The organism is Pseudomonas sp. P1.8 (assembly GCF_001269805.1).
Classification (GTDB): Bacteria; Pseudomonadota; Gammaproteobacteria; order Pseudomonadales; family Pseudomonadaceae; genus Aquipseudomonas.
The window spans coordinates 39,286-61,844 of sequence record NZ_LHVM01000020.1 but is presented as its reverse complement, the minus strand read 5'-3'; the positions used below and the strand labels follow the sequence as shown (position 1 = coordinate 61,844).

At 59.9% G+C, this 22,559-nt stretch carries 17 protein-coding genes; 4 read left to right on the top strand and 13 right to left on the bottom strand.

Annotated features, from left to right (window positions below; all coding sequences use genetic code 11):
• Window positions 1-89: 89 nt before the first annotated feature.
• The 3 genes from metE (at window position 90) to AD668_RS22070 (ending at window position 4,509) form a co-directional block, all read left to right on the top strand.
• Window positions 90-2,402: a 5-methyltetrahydropteroyltriglutamate--homocysteine S-methyltransferase gene (gene metE / locus AD668_RS22080; RefSeq protein ID WP_053162201.1), complete on the top strand. Its 2,313-nt coding sequence runs from the start codon at window positions 90-92 to the stop codon at window positions 2,400-2,402.
• 225 nt (window positions 2,403-2,627) lie between these two features.
• Window positions 2,628-3,662, top strand: coding sequence for an alpha/beta fold hydrolase (locus tag AD668_RS22075; RefSeq protein ID WP_053162199.1), 1,035 nt, complete (start codon window positions 2,628-2,630; stop codon window positions 3,660-3,662).
• A gap of 181 nt (window positions 3,663-3,843) precedes the next feature.
• Entirely contained in the window at window positions 3,844-4,509 is a 666-nt protein-coding gene (locus tag AD668_RS22070; protein ID WP_053162197.1) for a DsbA family oxidoreductase, read from the top strand.
• A gap of 158 nt (window positions 4,510-4,667) precedes the next feature.
• Here AD668_RS22070 and AD668_RS22065 read toward each other — a convergent pair whose 3' ends face one another.
• The 7 genes from AD668_RS22065 to AD668_RS22035 form a co-directional block, all read right to left on the bottom strand.
• Window positions 4,668-5,996: a sigma-54 dependent transcriptional regulator gene (locus AD668_RS22065; protein WP_053162195.1), complete on the bottom strand. Its 1,329-nt coding sequence runs from the start codon at window positions 5,994-5,996 to the stop codon at window positions 4,668-4,670.
• A complete protein-coding gene (locus tag AD668_RS22060; protein ID WP_053162193.1) occupies window positions 5,993-7,888 on the bottom strand; it encodes a sensor histidine kinase in 1,896 nt (631 codons plus the stop codon). The genes AD668_RS22065 and AD668_RS22060 overlap by 4 nt, the downstream gene beginning before the upstream one ends.
• 156 nt (window positions 7,889-8,044) lie before the next feature.
• Complete coding sequence (locus tag AD668_RS22055; protein WP_007975082.1) at window positions 8,045-8,779, bottom strand: amino acid ABC transporter ATP-binding protein; 735 nt, start codon at window positions 8,777-8,779, stop codon at window positions 8,045-8,047.
• Entirely contained in the window at window positions 8,776-9,447 is a 672-nt protein-coding gene (locus AD668_RS22050) for an amino acid ABC transporter permease (RefSeq protein WP_053162191.1), read from the bottom strand. Before AD668_RS22050 ends, AD668_RS22055 begins: the two co-directional genes overlap by 4 nt.
• Window positions 9,447-10,193: an amino acid ABC transporter permease gene (locus AD668_RS22045; protein WP_053162189.1), complete on the bottom strand. Its 747-nt coding sequence runs from the start codon at window positions 10,191-10,193 to the stop codon at window positions 9,447-9,449. The genes AD668_RS22050 and AD668_RS22045 overlap by 1 nt, the downstream gene beginning before the upstream one ends.
• Before the next feature lie 352 nt (window positions 10,194-10,545).
• Window positions 10,546-11,460, bottom strand: coding sequence for a glutamate/aspartate ABC transporter substrate-binding protein (locus tag AD668_RS22040; protein WP_053162187.1), 915 nt, complete (start codon window positions 11,458-11,460; stop codon window positions 10,546-10,548).
• Window positions 11,461-11,736: 276 nt separating this feature from the next.
• The gene (locus AD668_RS22035; RefSeq protein WP_053162185.1) at window positions 11,737-13,362 is read right to left on the bottom strand and encodes a glucan biosynthesis protein D; all 1,626 of its coding nucleotides are present in this window, start codon (window positions 13,360-13,362) and stop codon (window positions 11,737-11,739) included.
• 415 nt (window positions 13,363-13,777) lie between these two features.
• On the opposite strand from AD668_RS22035, the gene AD668_RS22030 reads away from it, so the two are divergent.
• The gene (locus tag AD668_RS22030) at window positions 13,778-13,963 is read left to right on the top strand and encodes a hypothetical protein (RefSeq protein ID WP_053162183.1); all 186 of its coding nucleotides are present in this window, start codon (window positions 13,778-13,780) and stop codon (window positions 13,961-13,963) included.
• 300 nt (window positions 13,964-14,263) lie between these two features.
• Here AD668_RS22030 and AD668_RS22025 read toward each other — a convergent pair whose 3' ends face one another.
• From AD668_RS22025 to AD668_RS22000, 6 genes are all read right to left on the bottom strand, one after another.
• Window positions 14,264-16,126 (bottom strand): NAD(P)/FAD-dependent oxidoreductase, encoded by a 1,863-nt coding sequence (locus AD668_RS22025; RefSeq protein ID WP_053162181.1) that lies wholly within the window; start codon window positions 16,124-16,126, stop codon window positions 14,264-14,266.
• A gap of 63 nt (window positions 16,127-16,189) precedes the next feature.
• Window positions 16,190-17,674, bottom strand: a complete 1,485-nt coding sequence (locus tag AD668_RS22020; protein WP_053162179.1) for an APC family permease — start codon at window positions 17,672-17,674, stop codon at window positions 16,190-16,192.
• 290 nt (window positions 17,675-17,964) lie between these two features.
• Complete coding sequence (locus AD668_RS22015; protein ID WP_053162177.1) at window positions 17,965-19,389, bottom strand: gamma-aminobutyraldehyde dehydrogenase; 1,425 nt, start codon at window positions 19,387-19,389, stop codon at window positions 17,965-17,967.
• Window positions 19,390-19,557: 168 nt separating this feature from the next.
• Window positions 19,558-20,367 carry an ABC transporter permease gene (locus tag AD668_RS22010; RefSeq protein ID WP_046816458.1) on the bottom strand — a complete coding sequence of 270 codons (810 nt, stop codon included), beginning with the start codon at window positions 20,365-20,367 and terminating at the stop codon, window positions 19,558-19,560.
• On the bottom strand, window positions 20,357-21,304 hold the full coding sequence (locus tag AD668_RS22005; protein ID WP_053162175.1) for an ABC transporter permease: 948 nt from the start codon (window positions 21,302-21,304) through the stop codon (window positions 20,357-20,359). Before AD668_RS22005 ends, AD668_RS22010 begins: the two co-directional genes overlap by 11 nt.
• A 1-nt stretch (window position 21,305) precedes the next feature.
• Window positions 21,306-22,343, bottom strand: a complete 1,038-nt coding sequence (locus tag AD668_RS22000) for an ABC transporter ATP-binding protein (RefSeq protein ID WP_053162173.1) — start codon at window positions 22,341-22,343, stop codon at window positions 21,306-21,308.
• Window positions 22,344-22,559: the final 216 nt, after the last annotated feature.

The window sequence follows — 22,559 nt, the reverse complement described above, 5'->3', positions numbered from 1 at the left end:
AACTTGTGATCAACACGAAAAGGTTGAGTTTGTCTCATGTTGGGTTGGCTGTCGACAATAGCGCCATCTTTTACAGGGAGCATCTCACCATGGCTTTGGCCCACACCCTTGGTTTCCCGCGCATCGGCGCCGACCGTGAATTGAAAAAAGCCCTCGAAGCTTACTGGAAGGGCGACATTGATCAGGACAGCCTGAATCGCGTCGGCCGTCAATTGCGCGCCATGCACTGGCAATTGCAGAAAGGCGCCGGCATCGACCTGCTGCCGGTGGGGGACTTTGCCTGGTACGACCAGGTGCTGACCCATTCCCTGACGTTTGGTGTGATCCCCGAGCGTTTCGACAACACTAAAGATGCCGATGGCCGTCCGACCCTCGACACCCTGTTCGGCATGGCTCGTGGCGCCACATCGACTTGCTGCGGTGGCGAACGCGGCACAGCGCAATATGCGCAAGAACTGACCAAGTGGTTCGACACCAACTATCACTACCTGGTCCCGGAGTTCAGCGCTGAGCAGCAGTTCAAACTGAGCTGGGAACAGCTGTTTGACGAAGTCGATGAAGCCAAGGCCATGGGCCATAACGTCAAACCGGTGATCATTGGCCCGCTGACTTACTTGTGGCTGGGCAAAGCCAAGGGCAATGACTTCGACAAACTCGACCTGCTCGAACGCCTGCTGCCGGTGTACAACGAAATTCTCAATCGCCTCGCTGCACAAGGCGTGGAGTGGGTACAGATCGACGAGCCGATCCTGACCCTCGACCTGCCGCAAGCGTGGAAAAGTGCCTTCGAACGCGCTTATCACATCCTTCAGTATTCGCCGCTGAAAAAACTCGTGGCGACCTACTTCAGTGGCCTGGAAGACAACCTCGGCCTGGCCGTGAGCCTGCCGGTGCAAGGCCTGCACATCGACGCGGTGCGTGCGCCGGATCAACTCGGCCAGGTGCTTGATCGCCTGCCGACCTACAAGATTCTTTCCGTGGGCCTGGTCAATGGCCGCAATGTCTGGCGGTGTGAACTGGAGCAGGCGCTGGCGCAACTGCAACCGGCTCAGGAACGCTTCGGCGACAACCTGTGGGTCAGCAGTTCCTGTTCGCTGCTGCACAGCCCGGTGGATCTGCGTCGTGAAGATCAACTCGATCCTGAACTGAAAAGCTGGCTGGCGTTTGCGGTGCAGAAGTGTGGCGAAATTGCCGTGTTGCGCGATGCGTTGAATGACCCGCAAGCCGCCCATGTTCAAAAAGCGCTGTCTGATAGCCGCGCCATTGAGGCCAGTCGCGCGCAGTCGCCGCGTATTCACAAAGCCCAAGTGCAGGCGCGGATCAACGCGATCAGCGCAAAGGATACCCAACGTCAATCGCCTTTCGCCCAGCGCATCGAACAGCAGCGTGCGCGCTTGAAATTGCCCGCGTTCCCGACGACCACCATTGGCTCGTTTCCGCAGACGGGCTCGATCCGTCTGGCCAGGCAGGCGTTCAAGCAAGGCAGGTTGTCGGCCAATGACTACAACGATGCGATGCGCCACGAAATTCGCCACGCCGTGCAGATCCAGGAACGCCTGGGGCTGGACGTGCTGGTGCACGGTGAAGCCGAGCGCAACGACATGGTCGAGTACTTCGCCGAGCAACTGGACGGCTATCTGTTTACCCGTTTCGGTTGGGTGCAGAGCTACGGTTCGCGCTGCGTCAAACCGGCGATTATCTACGGTGACTTGAGCCGCCCGAACGCCATGACCGTCGACTGGATCACCTATGCCCAGCAGCAGACCGGCAAGGTCATGAAAGGCATGCTCACCGGTCCTGTGACCATGCTGATGTGGTCGTTCCCCCGTGAAGACGTGTCGCGCAAAGTCCAGGCGCAGCAATTGGCCCTGGCCCTGCGCGACGAAGTGCAGGACCTGGAAACCGCCGGCATCAAGATCGTGCAGATCGACGAGGCGGCGTTCCGTGAAGGCCTGCCGCTGCGCCGGGCGCAATGGCAGGCGTATCTGGATTGGGCCGTGGAAGCGTTCCGCCTGAGCGCCAGCGGAGTGCGTGACGAAACCCAGATCCACACCCACATGTGCTACAGCGAATTCAACGATGTGATCAAGGCCATCGCCGACATGGACGCCGACGTGATCACCATCGAAACCTCGCGTTCGGACATGGAGTTGCTGGAAGCCTTCAAAGCCTTCGATTACCCGAATGACATCGGTCCGGGCGTCTACGACATCCACTCGCCACGGGTGCCGGACACGGCCGAGATGGTCAAGTTGATGAGCAAGGCCGTGAAGCGCATTCCTGCCGAACGCTTGTGGGTCAACCCCGATTGCGGCCTGAAAACCCGAGCCTGGCCGGAAACGGAGGCGGCGCTGGTGAACATGGTGGCGGCGGCGCGGCAGTTGCGTAGTCAGTTGGCTTGAGGACGCCATCGCGAGCAAGCTTGCTCCTGCAATTTAACGGCGTGTGCCAGCCCCTGTGGGAGCGAACCTGCTCCGGGCGGCGTTCCGACGAAGAACGATAACGCGGTCTTAAAAAAGTGACCGCCCGGCACTCTTCATCAAACTGTCATGGAACTGTGGCAGCGCGCTTGAACAAACTTCATCAGACTCGCGCTCTACTGGGGTTCTGCGTTTCGGTGTTTTGTCATGTGTGCACGATTATTATCGACAGCGGCCTTTTTGGCCGCGTTGTTGTTTGGTCTTCCGTCTTTTGCGGCCTCTCGTTGTGACGTCAATGTCGCGACCGAACGGGTCGATCTGGTTCAGGTGAGCCTGGCGTACCAGAGCATCGGCCGTGAATCGGACCCGGCGCTGTTGCTGGTGATGGGCCTTGGCGGGCAGTTGATTCACTGGCCCGACGAAGTGGTGGTCGCGCTGTGTCAGCAAGGTTTTCGGGTGATTCGTTACGACAACCGTGACGTTGGTCTGTCGACCTGGCGCCAAGCACCGCTCGAGGCCAACCTGACCTTCGAAGTGCTTCGCTACAAACTCGGCTTGCCGGTCTCTGCACCGTATTCGTTGACCGACATGGCCGACGATGGCCTGGGCCTGATGGATGCGTTGCACATCGAGCAGTTCCACGTGCTGGGGGCGAGCATGGGCGGCATGATCGCCCAGCACATGGCGGCCATGGCACCGCAACGGGTCGAGAGCCTGACCTTGATCATGAGCACCTCCGGCGCCGAAGGCTTGCCGGCACCGAGTGCGGCGCTGATGCAACTGTTGGCGCGACGTGGCGCACCGAATCGGCAAGTGGCGCTGGAACAACAGGCCGACCTGCTGGCGGCGTTGGGCAGCCCGACGATCAGCGATGATCGCCAGGCACTGCTCGAACAGGCCGCACAATCCTATGACCGGGCGTTCAATCCCGAAGGCGTGAAAAGGCAGATCACAGCGATTCTGGCCGAACCGAGCCGGGTGGCATTACTCAATCAATTGCGGGTGCCGGCGCTGGTAGTGCATGGCACGGCGGACCCGTTGTTGCCAGTGATGCACGGCGTGCACCTGGCGGCGCATCTGCGTGGCAGCGAACTGAAATTGATTCCCGGGTTGGCCCACAGGTTTCAGGAGGCGTTCAAGGCGCCACTACTCGCAGCCGTATTGCCGTATTTACGGGCGCACCGTGAAGACACGTCACACTGGGCACAGATCGATCCAGTGGCCGATCACAACCTCCTCTAACACCAAAGATCAACTGTAGGAGCAAGCTTGCTCGCGATAGCGGTATGTCAGTCGATGATGATGTTGACTGATGTGCCGCCATCGCGAGCAAGCTCGCTCCTACAGGGGAACTGCTGCGTACTCGGAATCCGGGGTGTATCGTGCAGGTTTTCCGTTGCATTTCCAGTGTGCGAGGTGGGTGATGAGTACCGCATTGAAAATCGATTTCGTCAGCGACGTGTCCTGCCCCTGGTGCGTGGTGGGTTTGTATGGGCTGACCAAAGCCCTGGACCTCTTGCGTGACGAAGTCCGCGCCGAGATCCGTTTTCAGCCGTTCGAACTGAACCCGAAGATGGGGCCTGAAGGGCAGAACATCGCCGAGCACATCAGCGAAAAGTACGGCTCGACACCCGAGCAGTCGCAGAAGAACCGCGAAATGATCCGCGAGCGTGGCGCCGAGTTGGGGTTCGCGTTTCGCACCGACGGCAACAGCCGAATCTACAACACCTTCGATGCGCATCGCCTCTTGCATTGGGCCGGTCTGGAAGGGCTGCAACTGCCACTCAAGGAAGCGTTGTTCAAGGCGTATTTCACCGACGGCGGCAACCCGTCCGATCACGTTCAGTTGGCGCAGGTTGCTGCAAGCGTGGGACTGGACCGCCAACGCGCCGAAGCGATTCTGGCCGAGGATGAGTTTGCCCACGAGGTCCGCCAGGAAGAACAGTTGTGGCTGTCGCGCGGGGTGAGTTCGGTACCGACCGTGGTGTTCAACGGGCAGTACGCGGTGACGGGCGGGCAACCCGTCGAGAGTTTCGTCATGGCCATCCGGCAGATCATGGCTGAAGCGAACGGCGGAACGGTCAACTGACCAACAATCAAACCTGTGGGGGCGAGCTTGCTCGCGATAGCGGCGCATCAGTCGACATCATCATTCGCGCAGAGACCGCCATCGCGAGCAAGCTCGCTCCTACAGGGGCTGCGGTCAGGTCGGGAGACGACCCGAAACACCCGCCGCCACCCGGTCCATCAGTGACTCAATCCGTATTTTTTTACCTTGTCGAACAGGGTGGTCTTGGCCATGCCCAGCTCCTGGCTCGCTTGCGTGAGATTACCGCCGCTGCGTTGCAGGGCATCGCCGAGCAGGTTGCGTTCGAAGGCTTCCACCGCTTCGGCGAAGGCCAGGCCATGAGTGCTGCCGCCAGCGCCGGGCTTTTTGAACGCCGGCAAGCCCAGGGCAAAACGTTCGGCGACGTTGCGCAGTTCGCGCACGTTGCCCGGCCAATCGTGGCTCATCAGGTTCGACACGGTCTGGTTATCCAGTTCCGGCGCAATCCGGTCGAAGCGCAAGGACGATTGCTGCAAGAAGTATTCGAACAGTTGCAGGATGTCTTCGCGGCGTTCGCGCAGCGGCGGCAGTTCCAACGTCACCACGTTGAGTCGGTAATACAGGTCGCTGCGAAACTCGCCAACCTTGCTCGATTCGTCGAGGTCAGACTTGGTCGCCGCGATTACCCGGCAATCCACCGCCACGCTCTGGTTCGACCCGAGGCGTTCCAGGGTGCGCTCTTGCAACACCCGAAGCAGTTTGATCTGTAAGGGCAGGGGCATGCTCTCCACTTCGTCGAGGAACAGTGTGCCGCCGTCGGCGTGTTCGATCTTGCCGATCCGCCGCTTGCCTGCACCGGTAAAGGCGTTGGCTTCGTGGCCGAATATTTCGCTTTCGAACAGGTTTTCCGGCAGGCCGCCGCAGTTCAAAGCGACGAACTGCTTGGTGTGGCGACGACTGAAATCATGCAGGCAGCGGGCAACCAATTCCTTGCCGGTGCCGGTTTCGCCTTCGATCAGCACATTGGCCGAGGTGTCGGCGACGTTGGCGATCAATTCGCGCAGACTCTGCATGGCGGGCGAGCGGCCAATGATCCGGCCTTCGAGCGAGTCGCGCTCGGCCAGTTGCCGACGCAACGACGAGACCTCCCGCGCCAGGCTGCGTTGCTCCAGCGCGCGGCGGGCCACATCGACCAGGCGTTCCGGTGAAAACGGTTTCTCCATGAAATCGTAGGCACCTTTCTGCATCGCGCCGACGGCCATGGAAATGTCGCCGTGGCCGGTGATCAGCACCACCGGCAGGCTGCGATCACGCTCCTTGAGCCGGCCGAGCAGTTCCAGGCCATCGATACCCGGTAGGCGAATGTCGCTGATAACGATGCCGGCAAAGTTGTCGCCGACGCGCTCAAGGGCTTCTTCGGCACTGCCCACGCCAATGCAGGGAATGTCTTCCAGGGTCAGCGCCTGTTGGCAGCCGAGCAGCACATGGGGGTCGTCTTCGACGATCAATACACTAAGGTCATTGTTCATATTGGCTTCGCGGGAGTGGGGCTTACCAACGGTAAACTGAGGACGAATGCGGTACCGCCGCTGGTCGGGTGCTCGACACCCAGGTGTCCACCGGTGGCGGCGGCCAGGCTCGCCGAAAGGGTCAGGCCAAGGCCCAGGCCCTGTTCGCCGGGTTTGGTGGTGAAGAACGGTTCGAACAGATGCTTGCGGGTTTCGGCGTCGATGCCATGGCCGTTGTCGCGAACGCGCAGGCGATATTTGCCATCGAACTCCTCACCCTCAAGCCACAACTCCGGTTGCGGCTGGGCCTGCATGGCATCGAGGGCGTTGCCGATGAGGTTGACCAGAATTTGCTCCAGACGGGTTTGGTCGATACGTACCTGCACATCGGCGAAATCGCGGTGCAGGTGGATGTTTTTTATCCGGCCATCGAGCAATTGCAGGGCTGCGTCAACACCTTTGCCCAGGCTAGCCTGCCCCTTGTCGTCACCGCGTCGCGCAAAGGAACGCAGGCTCGCGGTGATGCGGCCCATGCGGTCGATCAGCTCGTTGATGGTCTTGAGGTTGGTGCTGGCCACGTCCAGTTGCCCGCGCTCGAGGAAGCGCACGGTGTTGCCGGACAGGGTACGCAGCGCCGCCAGCGGTTGGTTCAGTTCGTGGGCGATGCTGGTGGACATCTGGCCGATGGCCGCGAGTTTTCCGGCCTGCACCAGTTCATCCTGGGCGTGGCGCAAAGTCTCTTCGGCGTGGCGCCGTTCGCGGATCTGACCCTTGAGCCGTTCATTGCTGGCGCGCAGGTCGACGGTGCGTTCGGTAATCCGACGCTCCAGTTGATTGTTGGCTTCCTGCAAGGCTTCACGGGCCGCTAAGCGGGTGGCGATCACCTTGCGCCGCTCGTTCCAGGCAATCAACAGAAAGGCGCAGAGGGCAAACGCCACCGCCACCAGAATCCCCTGATTGATCGCTTCACGGCGCAAATCCTGTAAGGGGGTCAGAAGGGTGAAATTCCACGGTGTGTCACTCAAGGGCCGGGTTTGCGACAGGTAACTGATGTTCTCTTCGTCGGACACCAGTTCGCTGTTGGCCGGGAAGGTCAGCTTTTCCACGCCCTCGGACAGGGTTTCCCGGGCCAGCGGTTGCAGTTCGTTGAGCGGGAACCAGTAATACTGAAGGCTGCGGGCCAGTTTCTCCTTGGTTTCATCGCTCAAAGGCACCACGGATTTCAAGCGCCGCGCCGGATCGCTGGAGAGAATGATGATGCCGTTTTCGTCGCTGACAAAGGCTTCCAGGCGCGCTCGCTGCCAGCGTTCTTCCATGGCTTCGAGGCGCACCTTGACCACCGCGACGCCGATGATCTTGCCGTGTTCCTCCAGGCCATGGGCCAGGTAGTAACCGGGTTCGCCGTTGGTGCTGCCGATGCCATAAAAGCGTCCGGGCTGACCGCGTATGGCGTTCTGGAAATAGGCGCGGAAGGACAGGTCTTCACCCAGGTAACTGTCGAAGTCGCGCCAGTTGCTGGTGGCCATGACACGGCCGGTGGTGTCCATCACGTAGATGGCCCGACTACGGCTGCGCCGATTCAGGCCCTCAAGGTAATCGTTGACCGTTTGCCGGTGTTCCGGGGTCGGGTCGGCCAGCAGCTGCGAAACACTGGTTTCAAGTTCCAGCAGGCTGGGCAGGTAGGTGTATTTGCTGATTTCGCTTTCGACGGCGCGGGCGTGCAGTTCCAGCTGACGCTGGCCGTTTTCGCTGAGGTGGCGGATGCCATAGTGCTCACTGACCCAGAAGCCGATGTAACCCAGTCCGATCATCAGCGCGATGATCAGCGGCGGCAGGAACAGATGTCGAACAAGACGGGGTTTCACGGCGAGAGATGGCGGCGCTGCGCGATAGAGATTGGGGTCGCATTTCATCACAGATGCCTTGGGTCAACCACCACACAAATCTGCAAGCCACCGCCGACCCTTGTAGGAGCCGGCTTGCTGGCGATGACGATGTCCCGGACATTGATGTCGTCTGGACCACCGCCATCGCCAGCAAGCTGGCTCCTACAGGGAGCGGTGTGTTTCTTAGTGCTGCAGAATTTTGTTGAGGAAGTGCTGCGTACGCTCGGCGCGGTGGCTGATGTCGCCGAAGAACTCCTCTTTCTTGCAGTCCTCGATGATCTTGCCGGCGTCCATGAAGATCACACGGTCGGCCACTTTACGGGCGAAGCCCATTTCGTGGGTCACGCACATCATGGTCATGCCTTCATGGGCCAGTTGCACCATCACGTCCAGCACTTCGTTGACCATTTCCGGGTCGAGCGCCGAGGTCGGTTCGTCGAACAGCATGACGATCGGGTCCATCGCCAGCGCACGGGCAATCGCCACACGCTGCTGCTGACCGCCGGACAGTTGGCCCGGATGCTTGTGCGCGTGGGCCGAAAGACCGACACGCTCGAGCAGTTGCAGGCCTTTCTTGGTGGCTTCTTCCTTGCTGCGGCCCAAGACCTTGATCTGCGCGATGGTCAGGTTTTCGGTGATGGTCAGGTGCGGGAACAGCTCGAAATGCTGGAACACCATGCCCACGCGTGAGCGCAGTTTCGGCAGGTTGGTCTTCGGGTCGGCGATGGAGGTGCCGTCGACCACGATGTCGCCTTTCTGGAACGGTTCCAGGGCGTTGACGCACTTGATCAGGGTCGACTTGCCGGAACCGGACGGCCCGCACACCACGATCACTTCGCCTTTTTTGACCTCGGTGCTGCAATCAGTCAGTACCTGGAAGTCCCCATACCACTTGTTGATGCTTTTGATAGAGATCATACGGCGAACCTTTTTTGCAGACGCTTGACCAGCAGCGAGGCGGAAAAGCTGATGATGAAGTACACGAGACCCGCGAAAATCAGGAACTCATTGGAGCGGCCAATGATGTCGCCACTGGCACGCGAAGCATTGAGGAAGTCCACCAGGCCGACGGCGTAGACCAGCGAGGTGTCCTGAAACAGGATGATGCTCTGTTGCAGCAACAGCGGTGTCATCTTGCGGAACGCTTGCGGCAGGATGATCAGGCGCATCATCTGGCCGTACGTCATGCCCAGCGCCTGGGCAGCGCCCATCTGGCCCTTGGGGATCGACTGCACACCGGCACGGACGATTTCGCAGAAGTACGCCGCTTCGAACATCATGAACGCCACGATGCACGAGGCGAACGCGCCGATCGGCGTGTCTTCCCCGGTGATCCAGCGCAGCACGAACGGTACCGCCAGGTAGAACCAGGTGATCACCAGCAGCAACGGGATCGAGCGGAAGTAGTTAACGTAGGCGCCGGCCAGGTTCGACAGCAGTTTGTTGTGCGACAGACGGCACAGCGCCAGAATCGTGCCGAGGATGATCCCGCCAACCACGCCCATGGCCATCAGCTTGAGGGTCATGACCATGCCGTTCCACAGGCCGGGAATGGCCGGGATGATGCCCGAGAAGTCGAATTCCATCATTTACCCCCTACGGAAATCAGGCCCGGTACGGCGACTTTCTTCTCGACCAGACGCATCAGCAACATCAGGCTCATGTTCAGGGTGAAGTAGATCAGCGTGGCCAGGGTGAAGGCTTCGAACAGGTTGGCGGAGAACTCGGCGGTCTGTTTGGTTTGCGCGAGCAATTCCATCAAACCGATCAGCGAGGCCACGGAGGTGTTCTTGAAGACGTTCAGGAATTCCGAGGTAAGCGGCGGAATGATGATCCGGTAGGCCTGGGGCAGCAGCACGTTCCAGTAGATCTGTGGCAGCTTGAAACCCATGGCGCGGGCCGCGGATTCCTGGCCTTTTGGCAGCGCCTGGATACCGGTGCGCACCTGTTCGCAAACGCGGGCGGTAGTGAACAGGCCCAGGCACACGACGACGCTGAGGAAGGCCGAGGTGGTCGGGTTCAGATCCTGCTTGTACCACTCTTGCAAGTCGGCCGGCAGCAGGTCGGGTACCAGGAAGTACCAGATGAACAGCTGAACCAGCAGCGGCACGTTACGGAAGAGTTCGACGTAGCAGGTGGCGATGCCCGATACGATGCGGTTCGGCACGGTACGCATGACGCCCAGGATCGAGCCCAGTGTCAGGGCGATGATCCAGGCCGCGATGGCGATGCCGATGGTCCACGCCAGACCGGTCACGTACCAGTCGAGATAGGTCTCGCTGCCCACGCCGGTGGACTTGAAGAACACGCCCCAGTCCCAGTTGTAATTCATTAGGGTCTCCCCTCAGATCGATCGATATACAAATGCCCGCTTGGGGGAAGCTCCGTTCCCGCCCGACCCAGGTGGCCTGTGTGGTCAGTTCTGTTAGCTCAACTTCGGCGCCAGAGGTCCATATCCTGCGTTGCTGTTCCTCGCCATAGCGGGCTATGACTCGTCACAGCGCCTTGGCTATGAACTTCTGGCATCCGAATTTGAGCCAACGAACTAACCGTACAGGCCACTCCGATCAGGCACACGCTCCCGGCTCGACAGCCACCGGTTCGAGTGTTTCCAAAAATGCCAGCAGGGAGTGACACCTCCTGAAAGGGCAGAAGCCCTCTCAGGAGATAAGGTTAGTCAGAAATCAGGACTTCTTGTCGTCAGCCGCTTTATCGGTCGGAGTGGCGATCAGGGCCTTGAGCTCGTCGCTCATCGGGAAGTTCAGGTTCAGGCCTTTTGGCGGGATCGGCTGCATGAACCATTTTTCGTAGATCTTGTTGATCTCGCCCGATGCGTAGGTGGCCTTGATGGCGTCATCTACAGCCTTTTTGAACGGCTCGTCGCCTTTGCGCACCATGCAGCCGTAGATTTCGTAGGACTGTGGAGTGCCGGTTACGGCCCAGTCACTGGCTTTCTTGGCCTTGGCTGCTTCACCGGCCAGCAGGGCGTCATCCATCATGAAGGCCACGGCACGGCCGGTTTCCAGCATCTGGAACGACTCGCCATGGTCTTTGGCGGAGATGACGTTCATGCCCATCTGCTTGTCGGCGTTCATTGCCTTGAGGATGCGCTCGGACGTGGTGCCGGCGGTGGTCACGACGTTCTTGCCTTTGAGATCGTCGAAATCCTTGTACTTGGAGTCTGCCTTGGACAGCAGGCGGGTACCGATTTCGAAGATGCCGACGGAGAAGTCAACTTGCTGCTGACGCTCGACGTTGTTGGTGGTGGAACCGCACTCGAGGTCCACGGTGCCGTTCTGCACCAGCGGGATACGGGTCTGCGAAGTCACCAGGTTGTATTTGACCTGGAGGTTCGGTATGTCCAGGTCTTTTTTGATGGCTTCGACGACTTTCAACTGGATGTCGTGGGAGTAGCCGACCGGTTTGCCGGAAGCGTCTGCAATGTAGGAAAACGGAATGGAAGCGTCGCGATGGCCCAGGGTGATGGTGCCGGACTCTTTGATCTTCTTCAGGGTGCCGGTGAGCTCGGCGGCGAAAACTGGCGTGCTGATCAGAGCGGCAGCAATGGCTGCGCCCAGGATATGGGGAACGATGCGCATCAAATTTTCCTCGACATTGTTTTTTTTATGGAGCCAGTTCACCGGCCCTTTTGTGCTGCAACTACCAGAGCGCTACTGAGTGTGAGCGCAAAGGTCATTCATCGAAGAAGTGTAGAGCATGACTCGTGCCAGACCAGTCAAGAATGATCAAGCTATTGATTTATAAGGAAATTAAATATTTATGGCGCTGATATTCCGGTTGAAAGATCCGGTTAACCGAACCGACCGACAGGTCGCGTTCGGAAAACCGAATGCTGGCAGGGTGCTACCCGTTCATCACGGGTATTTGCGCTTGTCCGGTGCTGGCGGGAAGTACTGGTACAACCAGGTTTCACTCAGGGTTCGGTCGTTGGTGCGGATGAATAGACGCAGCTCCACGGGCTCGACGCTGTCATTGGTCGGGTACCAGTCGAACAGGATGCGGTAGCCCTTGATGTCGTCGAGTTTGAGAATGCTGAAGTCCTTGACCTCGCCGTTTGAACAGGTCACGACCGGCTCTATGCCTGTGCCCTCGGGCAGGCGGTCCAGACCGCCACCGGTGAAGTCCACGGCAAAGCGCCGCGCCCACACGGGCGGATAGTGTTCGCCCGGCGCCCAGCCTTCGGTGAAACCGCCCATCCCCGAGCGGGTCGCCTGCACGCGTGCCAACGGCGTGCCGACCGGTGGCAAGGCGCTCCAGTAGAGCTTGTACCCGTAGTTAAGCGAATCGCCGGCCGCTACGGGTTTCTTCGGTGTCCAGAAGGCGACAATGTTGTCCATGGTTTCGCCGGTTGTTGGAATTTCCAGCAGGTCGATCGAGCCTTCTCCCCACGCGGTCGTCGGTTCGACCCACAGGCTCGGGCGGCGGCTGTACCAGTCGACGGTGTCTTGATAGCTGGCGAACTCGTGATCGGTCTGCACAAGGCCGAAACCTTTCGGGTCGGTGTCGGCGAAGGCGTTGAATTGCAGGGTGGCCGGATTGTTCAGCGGGCGGCAGATCCACTCGCCGTTGCCGCGCCACATGGCCAGGCGGTCGGAGTCGTGGATTTGCGGGTGAATGGTGTCGCACATCCGGCGCTCGTGGGTGCCGCAGCTGAACATGCTGGTCATCGGCGCGATGCCCAGTTGATCGATGGCGGTGCGCGCGTTGACGTGGGCATCGACTTCCATCACCACGCGTTCGGCCTGGCAATCGATATCAAAGCGATAAGCGCCCGTGGCACTCGGCGAGTCGAGCAGGGCGTAGACCACAAAACGGGTGCTGTTCTTGTCCGGCGTCTCGAACCAGAACTTGGTGAAGTCGGGAAATTCTTCGCGTTTCTTGGCATAAGTGTCGATCGCCAGGCCGCGAGCCGACAGGCCATATTGGCCAGTGGCATCGACGGCGCGGAAATAGCTGGCGCCGAGGAAGGACACCACATCGTGCTTGTCCAGTTCCGGGGCCTTGAACAGCTTGAAGCCCGAGAAACCCAAGTCACCCTTTAGCTGCGCGGTATCGACTGTGGTGTTTTCATAGTTGAACAGCGAAGGACGGAAATGCACCTCGCGGGCCATCCGGGTTTTCGGGTCGACGCTGTACATGCGCACCGGTTGCTTGAAACCCATGCCGACGTGGAAGAACTGCACATCCAGCTGCCCCTTGAGGTCTTTCCACAACGAATGATTGGCGTCGTAGCGGATCGCATTGAAGTTCTGCGGGGTCATGGTCGCGAGTGTCGGCGGCAGGACCTGTTTGGTGTCCTGATAGCGATTGCTGGCCAGTTGCTTGGCCTGCACTTTCAGCGCTTCGAAATCGAAGGCCCTGGCCTCGCCGTCGGCTGTATCGGAGGCGGCCCAGGCGTGGGCAGCCAGCAGACCGGTGGCCGAGAGACCGGTGTAAGCCGCAATGGCCATGGACGCTTTGAGCAGATTCCTGCGGTGCATAATTACAACCTGTCGTGAACAATCCCGCGCCGTTCCTGGCACGTGCTGGATCAGAAATATCGGTTCGGACATGCCTTCGGCCAAACGCAACGGACTTTTAAACAGATGCCCGATAGCTTAAACCGTTCGATTGCAGAGCAAAATTGATTGATGGCACTGCGCTGGCTCGGCAATGAAACAAGACATGTCGGGAAACAATTCCGACAGTGGTTTCTGATTTACAGGGCATTTCTGCTTTTTTCGACTAATTACTCTAAAAACCGCTTTTCAGCGCCCGGAATATTTCTATTCTGTGCACATGACCGGTTTATGCCCTTCGGGCCGGTGCGGTTCAGTTGGCACGAGGCGCTGCTGAAAAAGGGTTAGGGCGATGCGGTTTCTGAAGTTTTCTTTGACGTAGAGAAGGACATCGTCCATGTCGAAAGTACAAGGCATCACCGAAATGTTGGGGATCTTTCCGTGTCTTGCCCTGGGGCGACGAATACGCCGGTTGAATTCCGAAGAGATGAAGTTGGTGGAGCGCTATCGGGAGTTGTCGGAGAGTGACCGTATCGCGATGAGGTATCTGGTGGATGCGATGAGGAGTGTTTCGCGGTTTTGAAGCAATGGGACATCCAGTCCTGACTGGATGCTCCCATCTACCAATCCTGAGAGCGCTCAGATCGCTGATCCAGCACGCGCAGAACCTGTACCTGGCCTTGGAAAAATCGGTAAGGGGCGATAAAGGGAAGACGGCCAAGTACCAATTCGCGGACATCGGGCATACCTGAAGGCCTGCCCGAGCCGTGATTTTCGTCAACCGCAGTCGTGCAAGGGCTGTACGAAAACTCTAGTGCGACAAACTCAAATGAGGGAGAGGGATGTGTTGCCAAATACTCTCCCTGATGATTGCGGCGATGGCTTAACCCACTTCCCCCACCGCGCGATACGCCTCATCAATCGCCGCATGGGCATATGCGCTCCACGCTGCGTCCGAGTTGGCGATGCTGACTCGCCCAACCGGCTGACGCGCCAGCTCCATCAGTTTTTCGCTTTCGTCGGCATCGTCGAACAGACTGTTGGAGAAGTACGCGTAGCCGTGTGACCAGCGGTTGACGGTGATGGCGAGGATGTCGGTTTCGTGTTTGAAACCGCCAGGGCCGAGCATGCGTTGCAGTTGGTCACGCAGTTGCGCTTCCAGTTGTTCGAAGCTCTGGCCGTACAAACGTCCACGGCCGGCGCGGGCCTGGTCGCGGGCGTTCATGCCGCTGTTGGGGCTGGTGGGCACGTAGACCATGTGCAGGCCGACGGGCTGGGTTGGATCTTTCGGGTGGTCGTAGCCGCCCATGCTCACCGGGTAGTCGAGTTTGATCCGGCTGTAGGGCTGGGTCGCCGCATAGATTTCGTGCACCCCGAGCTTCTGGAACGACTGCCAGTTGCGGATTACCACCTTGGTGTACACCAGCGGGAACTTCACGTTCTGGCTCAGGGCGTGGGATTGCTCAGGCGGCAGGTCGCGCAGCAGGTACGGGATGATCATGTTGTAGCAGGCCATGATGCAGTGCTTGCCGCGCACCTGGCGGAGCTGACCGCCACGGCTGTAGCCGACGTTTACGCCAGTGCCAACGTTGCGCACGCTGACCGCCGTGCTGTTGAGGCGGATGCGTACCGGGGCTTTGGCCTGATCGAGTTTGGCGTAGTCGAACGGGGCCAGGACGATATCGTCCATCGTGTGCCCCGGTGCCACGGACGGGATCAGGCTGCGCACCAGCAGACGGGCCAGCGAGGCATTGCCGTCGGGGAAGTGGTAGATGTAAGGCTCTTGCATTTCCGCCTGGGCTTCTTCGCTGATCGGCTCCAGATTCATCGCGCCGAAGCCGGGGAAACCGACCGAGTAAGCGTCGGACGCGGCGACCGCATCGATGCTCAGGGCCATGAAGTCGTTGGTGCGGCTCTGGAAATACTTCACCGCTTGCGCCGACAGTCCTACGTCTTTGAGCAGGAAGTCCTGGTAGCTGGTGGCTTCCAGGTGTGCGGTTTTTTCTTCGGTGGTTTTGCCGGGCAGATAATCCTTGGGTGCCACGTGCAAGGCGATCAACGCCTGGCGATCGGCTTCCGGCAGCGGGAAATCATTGATGAAGTCCGGGATCAAGCGGGCATTCAATTGGGTAGGGGCGATGTCGTCGGCCACCATCGGCGTCGGATCACCGGTCACCAGTTTGTCTTCGCCGAAGTTTTCCTTGTCGAAAAACACTGCGCGGGACAAGCCCAGGCCTGGATAGAACTGGCGATCAAAAGCAGTCTCGAAGCGCTTGATGTTCACCCCGAGTTTTTTCAGCAGGCCGTTCACTTCCTTGCTGTACAGATGGTTCGGCGACTGGAAGGCTTCACTGCCGCCGTAACCGATGATCATGCGACCCCCGGCGGAGAATTCGTTGCGCTTGGCGTGACCGCCAAAGTCGTCGTGGTTTTCCAGAATCAGGATGCGCGCTTTCGGATGTTTCTCACGGTAGAACCACGCAGCGGACAGCCCGCTGAGACCACCTCCTACAACCACCAGGTCATATTCCTCGGTGATCGGCAGCTTGTCGGTGTCGAAGACCTTTTTCTCCCAACCCATCTGGTGGGCAATTTCGAACGATCCCACGTGGCTACCCCGCAAACCGGTCAAGGCCGGTGGGTAGTAGCGTCCGTCAGGGGCGGCCTGGAGAAGTTGCAGAGGGGTCATGCCGGCAGCGATGGTGACTGCGACGCCGTTGAGAAAGTCGCGGCGGGTGATATCCATATTCAATCCTTGTTGGTTTTTTTAGATCGCCCCGGCGCCACAGCGGCACCGGAGCGAATGCCGTTACCGGCTGACTTTCCAGGCATCGCCCGCAGGGGCAGTGCCGTGGTCATACGGTTTGGCGATCCACATGTAGAGCAGGCCCAGGCCAATGACGATGGCCGTGCTCAACACCATGGCGTAGTTGATGTACCACGCGGCATCCGGGGTGCGTGGCCAGGCCATGTTGATGATGGCCCCGACACCATAGACCAGCGCGCCGATGTTCACCGCCCAACCCCAGGCGCCGAGGGTGAATTTACCGCTCGGTTTCCAGCCCTTCAGGCGGGCGTACAGGGCGGCGAGCACGATCATCTGGAACGCCAGGTAGATGCCGATCGCGGCGAAACTGACGATGGTCGCGACCGCATCCTGCAGGAAGAAACCGAGGATGATGATCAGTGCCGGCAGGACACCGGAGACGAACAGCGCAGCAACCGGTACCTGAGTCGTAGGGGAAATCTTCTTCAGCAGTTGGCTGCCGATGACCATTTCGTCACGGGCGTAGGAATACAGCAGGCGACTGGCCGCCGCTTGCAGACTGATCACGCAGGAGATGAAGGAAATCATCACCACGCCCATCACCACTTTCGAACCCACTGGACCAAAAGCGTTGTTGAGGATGGTGGTGACCGGGTCCTTGTCGGTGCCGTTGATCACGGCCTGCATGTCTGGCACCGCGAGGATCAGCGCCAGGCAAGCGAACATCGCCGAGATGCCGCCGATGTAGATGGTCATGCGCATGGCCACCGGAATCCGCTTGCTCGGGTTTGGGGTTTCTTCGGCTACATCGCCGCAAGCCTCGAAGCCGTAATACAGGAACATCCCCGCCAACGACGCGGTGAGGAACGCCGGCAGGTACGAGCCATCGACACTGATGTCGAAGGTGTTGAACAACACGCTGATCGGTTGGTGACGCTCGAAGACCAGCAGGTAAACACCAACGATCACCGCGCCGACCAGTTCGCAAAGAAAGCCGAACATGGCAATGCGTGCCAGCACTTTGGTGCCGCTGAGGTTGACCAGGGTGGCGAACAGCGTCAGCACCAGGGCGATGACGATGTTGGTGTTGTTGCTCGGTTCAAAGCCGAGCATGGCCGCCAGATAAGGACCGGCACCCACGGCAACGGCAGCGATGGTCACGCACAGGGCGATGGAGTAGATCCAGCCGACCATCCACGCCCAACGCTTGCCCACCAAACGACGGGCCCACGGGTAAACGCCGCCGGAAATCGGGAATTGCGAAACCACTTCACCGAAGATCAGGCACACCAGCAACTGGCCGCAACCGACCAGCAAATAGGCCCAGAACATCGGTGGTCCGCCGGCGGCCAGGCACAGGCCGAACAGGGTATACACCCCGACCACCGGAGACAGGTAAGTGAAGCCCAGGGCGAAGTTTTCCCACAGGCTCATGCTGCGGTTGAAATTGGAGGTGTAACCGAGTTTGCGCAGTTGCTCGGCATCGCTGTCGGCAAGGGCGGCAGAGAGATCGGGTGATGCACTCATGTGTGTTTGCTCCGGAAAATCGGCAGATTTCGGATGTCCGAAACCGTGACGGAGCCTTGGGGGCACCGCCCGGATCGATGGTTTTTGTTTTGTTTTGTTTTGTTTTGTTTTCTTTGGTTTGAGGCCTGGTGGTGCGTACTGCCGGTTTCTGCCTTGAAACCGCGGTGACACGTTCGCTGTAGGAGTGAGCTTGCTCGCGAAAAACCTGAGGACACCGCGGGGCGTCAGGATCCCCGCGTCATCGTTGACGTCCATCGCGAGCAAGCTCGCTCCTACAGGCGATGCGTTTCTTAGTGCTTGAACATCACATGCCGCACAACGGTGTAGTCCTCCAGCCCGTACATAGACATGTCCTTGCCATACCCCGACAGTTTCTGACCGCCGTGGGGCATTTCGCTGACGAGCATGAAGTGCGTATTTACCCAGGTGCAGCCGTACTGCAACCGTGCCGACAACCGATGGGCGCGGCCGACGTCGGCGGTCCACACAGAGGAGGCCAGGCCGTAGTCCGAATCGTTGGCCCAGCCCAGCACCTGTGCTTCATCGGTGAATTTGGTCACCGACACCACTGGCCCGAACACTTCGCGACGCACGATTTCGTCGTCCTGCTGTGCGTCGGCCAACACGGTCGGTTCGAAGAAGAAACCATTGCCCTCAACCGCTTTGCCGCCGGTGATCAGACGAATGTGCGGCTGGGCGATGGCGCGCTCGACGAAACTGGCCACGCGGTCGCGGTGTTGCGCGGTGATCAGCGGGCCAAGTTCGGTCGATGGGTCATCCTGCAAGCCGTACTTGATGCTGCTGACAGCGGCGCCGAGCTTCTCCACGAACTTGTCGTAGATGCCTTCCTGGGCATAGATGCGGCAAGCGGCGGTGCAGTCTTGCCCTGCGTTGTAGAACCCGAAGGTGCGGATGCCCTCGACGGCGGCGTCGATGTCGGCGTCGTCGAAGATGATCACCGGGGCCTTGCCGCCCAGTTCCATGTGCATGCGTTTGACGGTGTCAGCGGTGCTGGAAATGATGTTCGAGCCGGTGGCAATTGAACCGGTCAGCGACACCATGCGTACTTTCGGGTGAGTGACCAGCGGACTACCGACGGTAGGTCCACGGCCGAACACCAGGTTGAGCACGCCGGCCGGGAAAATGTCTGACGCCAGTTCAGCCAGACGCAGAGCGGTCAGCGGGGTTTGTTCCGACGGCTTGAGTACCACGGTATTACCGGCGGCGAGGGCCGGGGCGATTTTCCAGGCGACCATCATCAACGGGTAGTTCCACGGCGCGATGGAGGCGATCACGCCCACCGGGTCGCGGCGGATCATCGAGGTGTGGCCCGGCAGGTACTCACCACCGGCCGAACCGCTCATGCAACGGCTGGCACCGGCGAAGAAACGGAACACGTCGGCAATCGCCGGGATCTCGTCGTTCAGTGCAGCGCTGTAGGGCTTGCCGCAGTTGTCCGATTCCAGTTTGGCCAGCTCTTCGCCGTGGGCTTCGATAGCGTCGGCGAGTTTAAGCAGCAGCAGCGAACGTTCTTTCGGCGGGGTTTGCGACCAGCTGTCGAACGCGGTGTCGGCGGCACGCACTGCGGCGTCCACCTGGGCTTCGCTGGCTTCGTTGATTTCCACCAGCACACGGCCCAGTGCCGGGTTGAACACCGGTTGGGCGGGGCCTTCGCCGTTGAGCAGTTGGCCGTTGATCAAGAGTTTGGTTTGCATGGCGTGTGTCCTCTTGGAACTGTTGTTGTTCTCTGTGGAAACCAGTCCCTTGTAGGAGCTGGCTTGCCAGCGATGGGGCCATCAGGCTCAACAAAGAAGTTGGCTGATCTACCGCTATCGCCAGCAAGCCGGCTCCTACAGGATTCGGTTCCTTCAGTGGTTATTCGGTTATTTCCCGCCGCTGCCCGCAACGCTTTCGCCGCCCCGGGTCAGGTAATAAGCGCCAAGAATCGGCAGCATGGTCACCATCATCACCAGCATCGCCACGACGTTGGTCACCGGCACATCCCGTGGGCGGCTGAGCTGGTTGAGCAGCCACAGCGGCAGGGTGCGTTCATGGCCGGCGGTGAAGGTGGTGACAATGATTTCGTCGAACGACAGCGCAAACGCGAGCATGCCGCCGGCCAGCAACGCCGAGCCGAGGTTCGGCAGGATGATGTAGCGGAAGGTCTGCCAACCGTCGGCGCCGAGGTCCATCGAGGCCTCGATCAAACTGTGGGAAGTGCGGCGCAAGCGGGCGATGACGTTGTTGTAGACGATCACCACACAGAAGGTCGCGTGGCCGACGATGATGGTGAACATCCCCGGCTCGATCCCCAGTGTTTTGAACGTCGCCAGCAACGCGATACCGGTGATGATCCCCGGCAAGGCAATCGGCAGGATCAGCATCAGCGAGATGCCTTGCTTGCCGAAGAAGTCGCGGCGATACAACGCCGCCGAAGCCAATGTGCCGAGGACCATGGCAATCAGTGTGGCAATCGAGGCGATCTGCAAGGACAGCTTGATCGCTTCGAGCACGTCCGGGCGCGAGAACGCCACGCCGATCCACTTCAGGGTGAAACCCTTGGGTGGAAAGCTGAACGCTGCGTCTTCGGTGTTGAAGGCGTACAGGAAGATGATCAGGATCGGGAAGTGCAGGAACACCAACCCGCCCCAGGCTGCGATGCGCAGGCCCAAGGATGCTTTTTCAGAGTGCATCGAAGGCCCCCAGGCGTTTGACGATGGACAGGTAGATGGCGATCAGCACAATCGGCACCAGTGTGAAGGCGGCAGCCATTGGCATGTTGCCGATGGCACCTTGCTGGGCATACACCATGCTGCCGACGAAGTAGCCGGGCGGGCCGACCAGTTGCGGCACGATGAAATCGCCCAGGGTCAGCGAGAAGGTGAAGATCGAACCGGCGGCAATGCCCGGGATCGACAGCGGCAGAATCACTTGCATGAAAGTCTGGCGCGGCTTGGCACCGAGGTCGGCGGAGGCTTGCAGCAGCGAGGGCGGCAGGCGTTCCAGCGAGGCCTGGATCGGCAGGATCATGAACGGCAGCCAGATGTAGACAAACACCATGAAACGGCCCAGGTGCGAGGTCGACAAGGTGCTGCCGCCGACGCCCGGGATGCCCAGCACGAATTGCAGAACCGGTTCCAGCCCCAGGTGCTGCACGAACCACTGCGCCACGCCGCCTTTTGCCAGCAGCAGCGTCCAGGCGTAAGCCTTGACGATATAGCTGGCCCACATCGGCATCATCACCGCGATGTAGAAAAACGCCTTGGTTTTACCGGTGGTGTAGCGCGCCATGTAGTAGGCAATCGGGAACGCGACGATGGCGCTGGCAATCGACACGACAATCGCCATGCCCAGGGTGCGCAGGATGATGTCGAAGTTCGACGGCTGGAACAGCGCGGCGAAGTTCGCCAGCGTCAGGTCCGGCGTGACCGCCATGGTGAAGTCATCGAAGGTGTAGAAACCTTGCCAGAGCAAAGTCAGCAACGAACCCAGATAGATCGCGCCGAACCACAGCAGCGGCGGCACCAGCAGCATCGACAGGTACAGGTTCGGCCGGCGATACAGCAGGTTGGAAAACCTGCGCAGTGGCGAGCCGCCCGAGGGGGATTGAGAAACAGCCAAGGTGTTCATGTCACACCCCGCCGACAACGGTGTCGTGCAACTGGACCATCGCTTCACGCGCCCAGCGTGCGCTGAGTCGTTGTCCGGTCTGATGCTGCGCGCTGGTGTCCAGCCACTGGTTGTTGGCTTGGCTGATATTCAGGGTCTGGCCGTTTTCCAGTTTCAGTTCATAGCGCGTGGCGCTGCCCTGGTACTGGATGTCGTGCAGCAAACCGCTGACTTCGATTTCGTGGCTGGCCAGCGGGCCTTCGGCGAAACGCACGTGTTCCGGGCGAATCGAAAACGGCTGCGGATTGCCACTGAGTTGTTTGGCCAGATCGCCGCGAATCACGTTCGAGGTGCCGACGAATTCGGCGACGAAGGTGGTCGCCGGTTTCATGTACAGGTTGCGCGGCGTATCGACTTGTTCGATTCGCCCCTTGTTGAACACCGCCACGCGGTCGGACATCGACAGCGCTTCGGTCTGGTCATGGGTCACGAAGATGAAGGTGATACCGAGCTGGCGTTGCAGCTTCTTCAATTCGCTCTGCATTTGTTCGCGCAGTTTCAGGTCGAGCGCTCCGAGCGGTTCGTCGAGCAGCAGCACCCGAGGACGATTGACCAGGGCGCGGGCCAGGGCCACACGCTGGCGCTGGCCACCGGAGAGTTGTACCGGCTTGCGCTCGCCATAACCGCCGAGGGCGACCATGTCGAGGGACTCTTCGGCGCGCTTGAGCCGTTCGGCCTTGGCGACACCTTTGACTTTCAAACCGTAGGCGACGTTGTCGCGAACGTTCATGTGCGGGAACAGCGCGTAATCCTGGAACACGGTGTTCACGTCGCGCTGGTACGGCGGCAGGCCGGCGGCCTCTTCGCCATGAATGCGGATGGAGCCTGCGCTCGGCTGTTCAAAGCCGGCGATCAGGCGCAAACAGGTGGTTTTGCCGGAACCGGAAGGCCCCAGCATGGAGAAAAACTCGCCGTCCTGGATGTCGATGGAAACCCGGTCTACGGCTTTCACTTCGCCGAATAAACGGGAAACGTTGGTGAACTGGACTGCAAGTGTCATGGTGCGGTGCTCCAAAAAGGCGAAGGCCGTCGCAGCGGCCCCGCCTGGACTTCTGAAAAAACAGTAATTCGAAAATCAGCTTTGCTTCTTGAAAAGCGTCGATCACATAAAGTCGTTTCGGGAGCGTAGCGAGCGGCGATTAGCCGTGTCCGGCCAGCGCGCAGCCCCCGGAGCGTACGTCAGTACGTGAGGAGGCGAGCACTGCCCGGGCGCGGC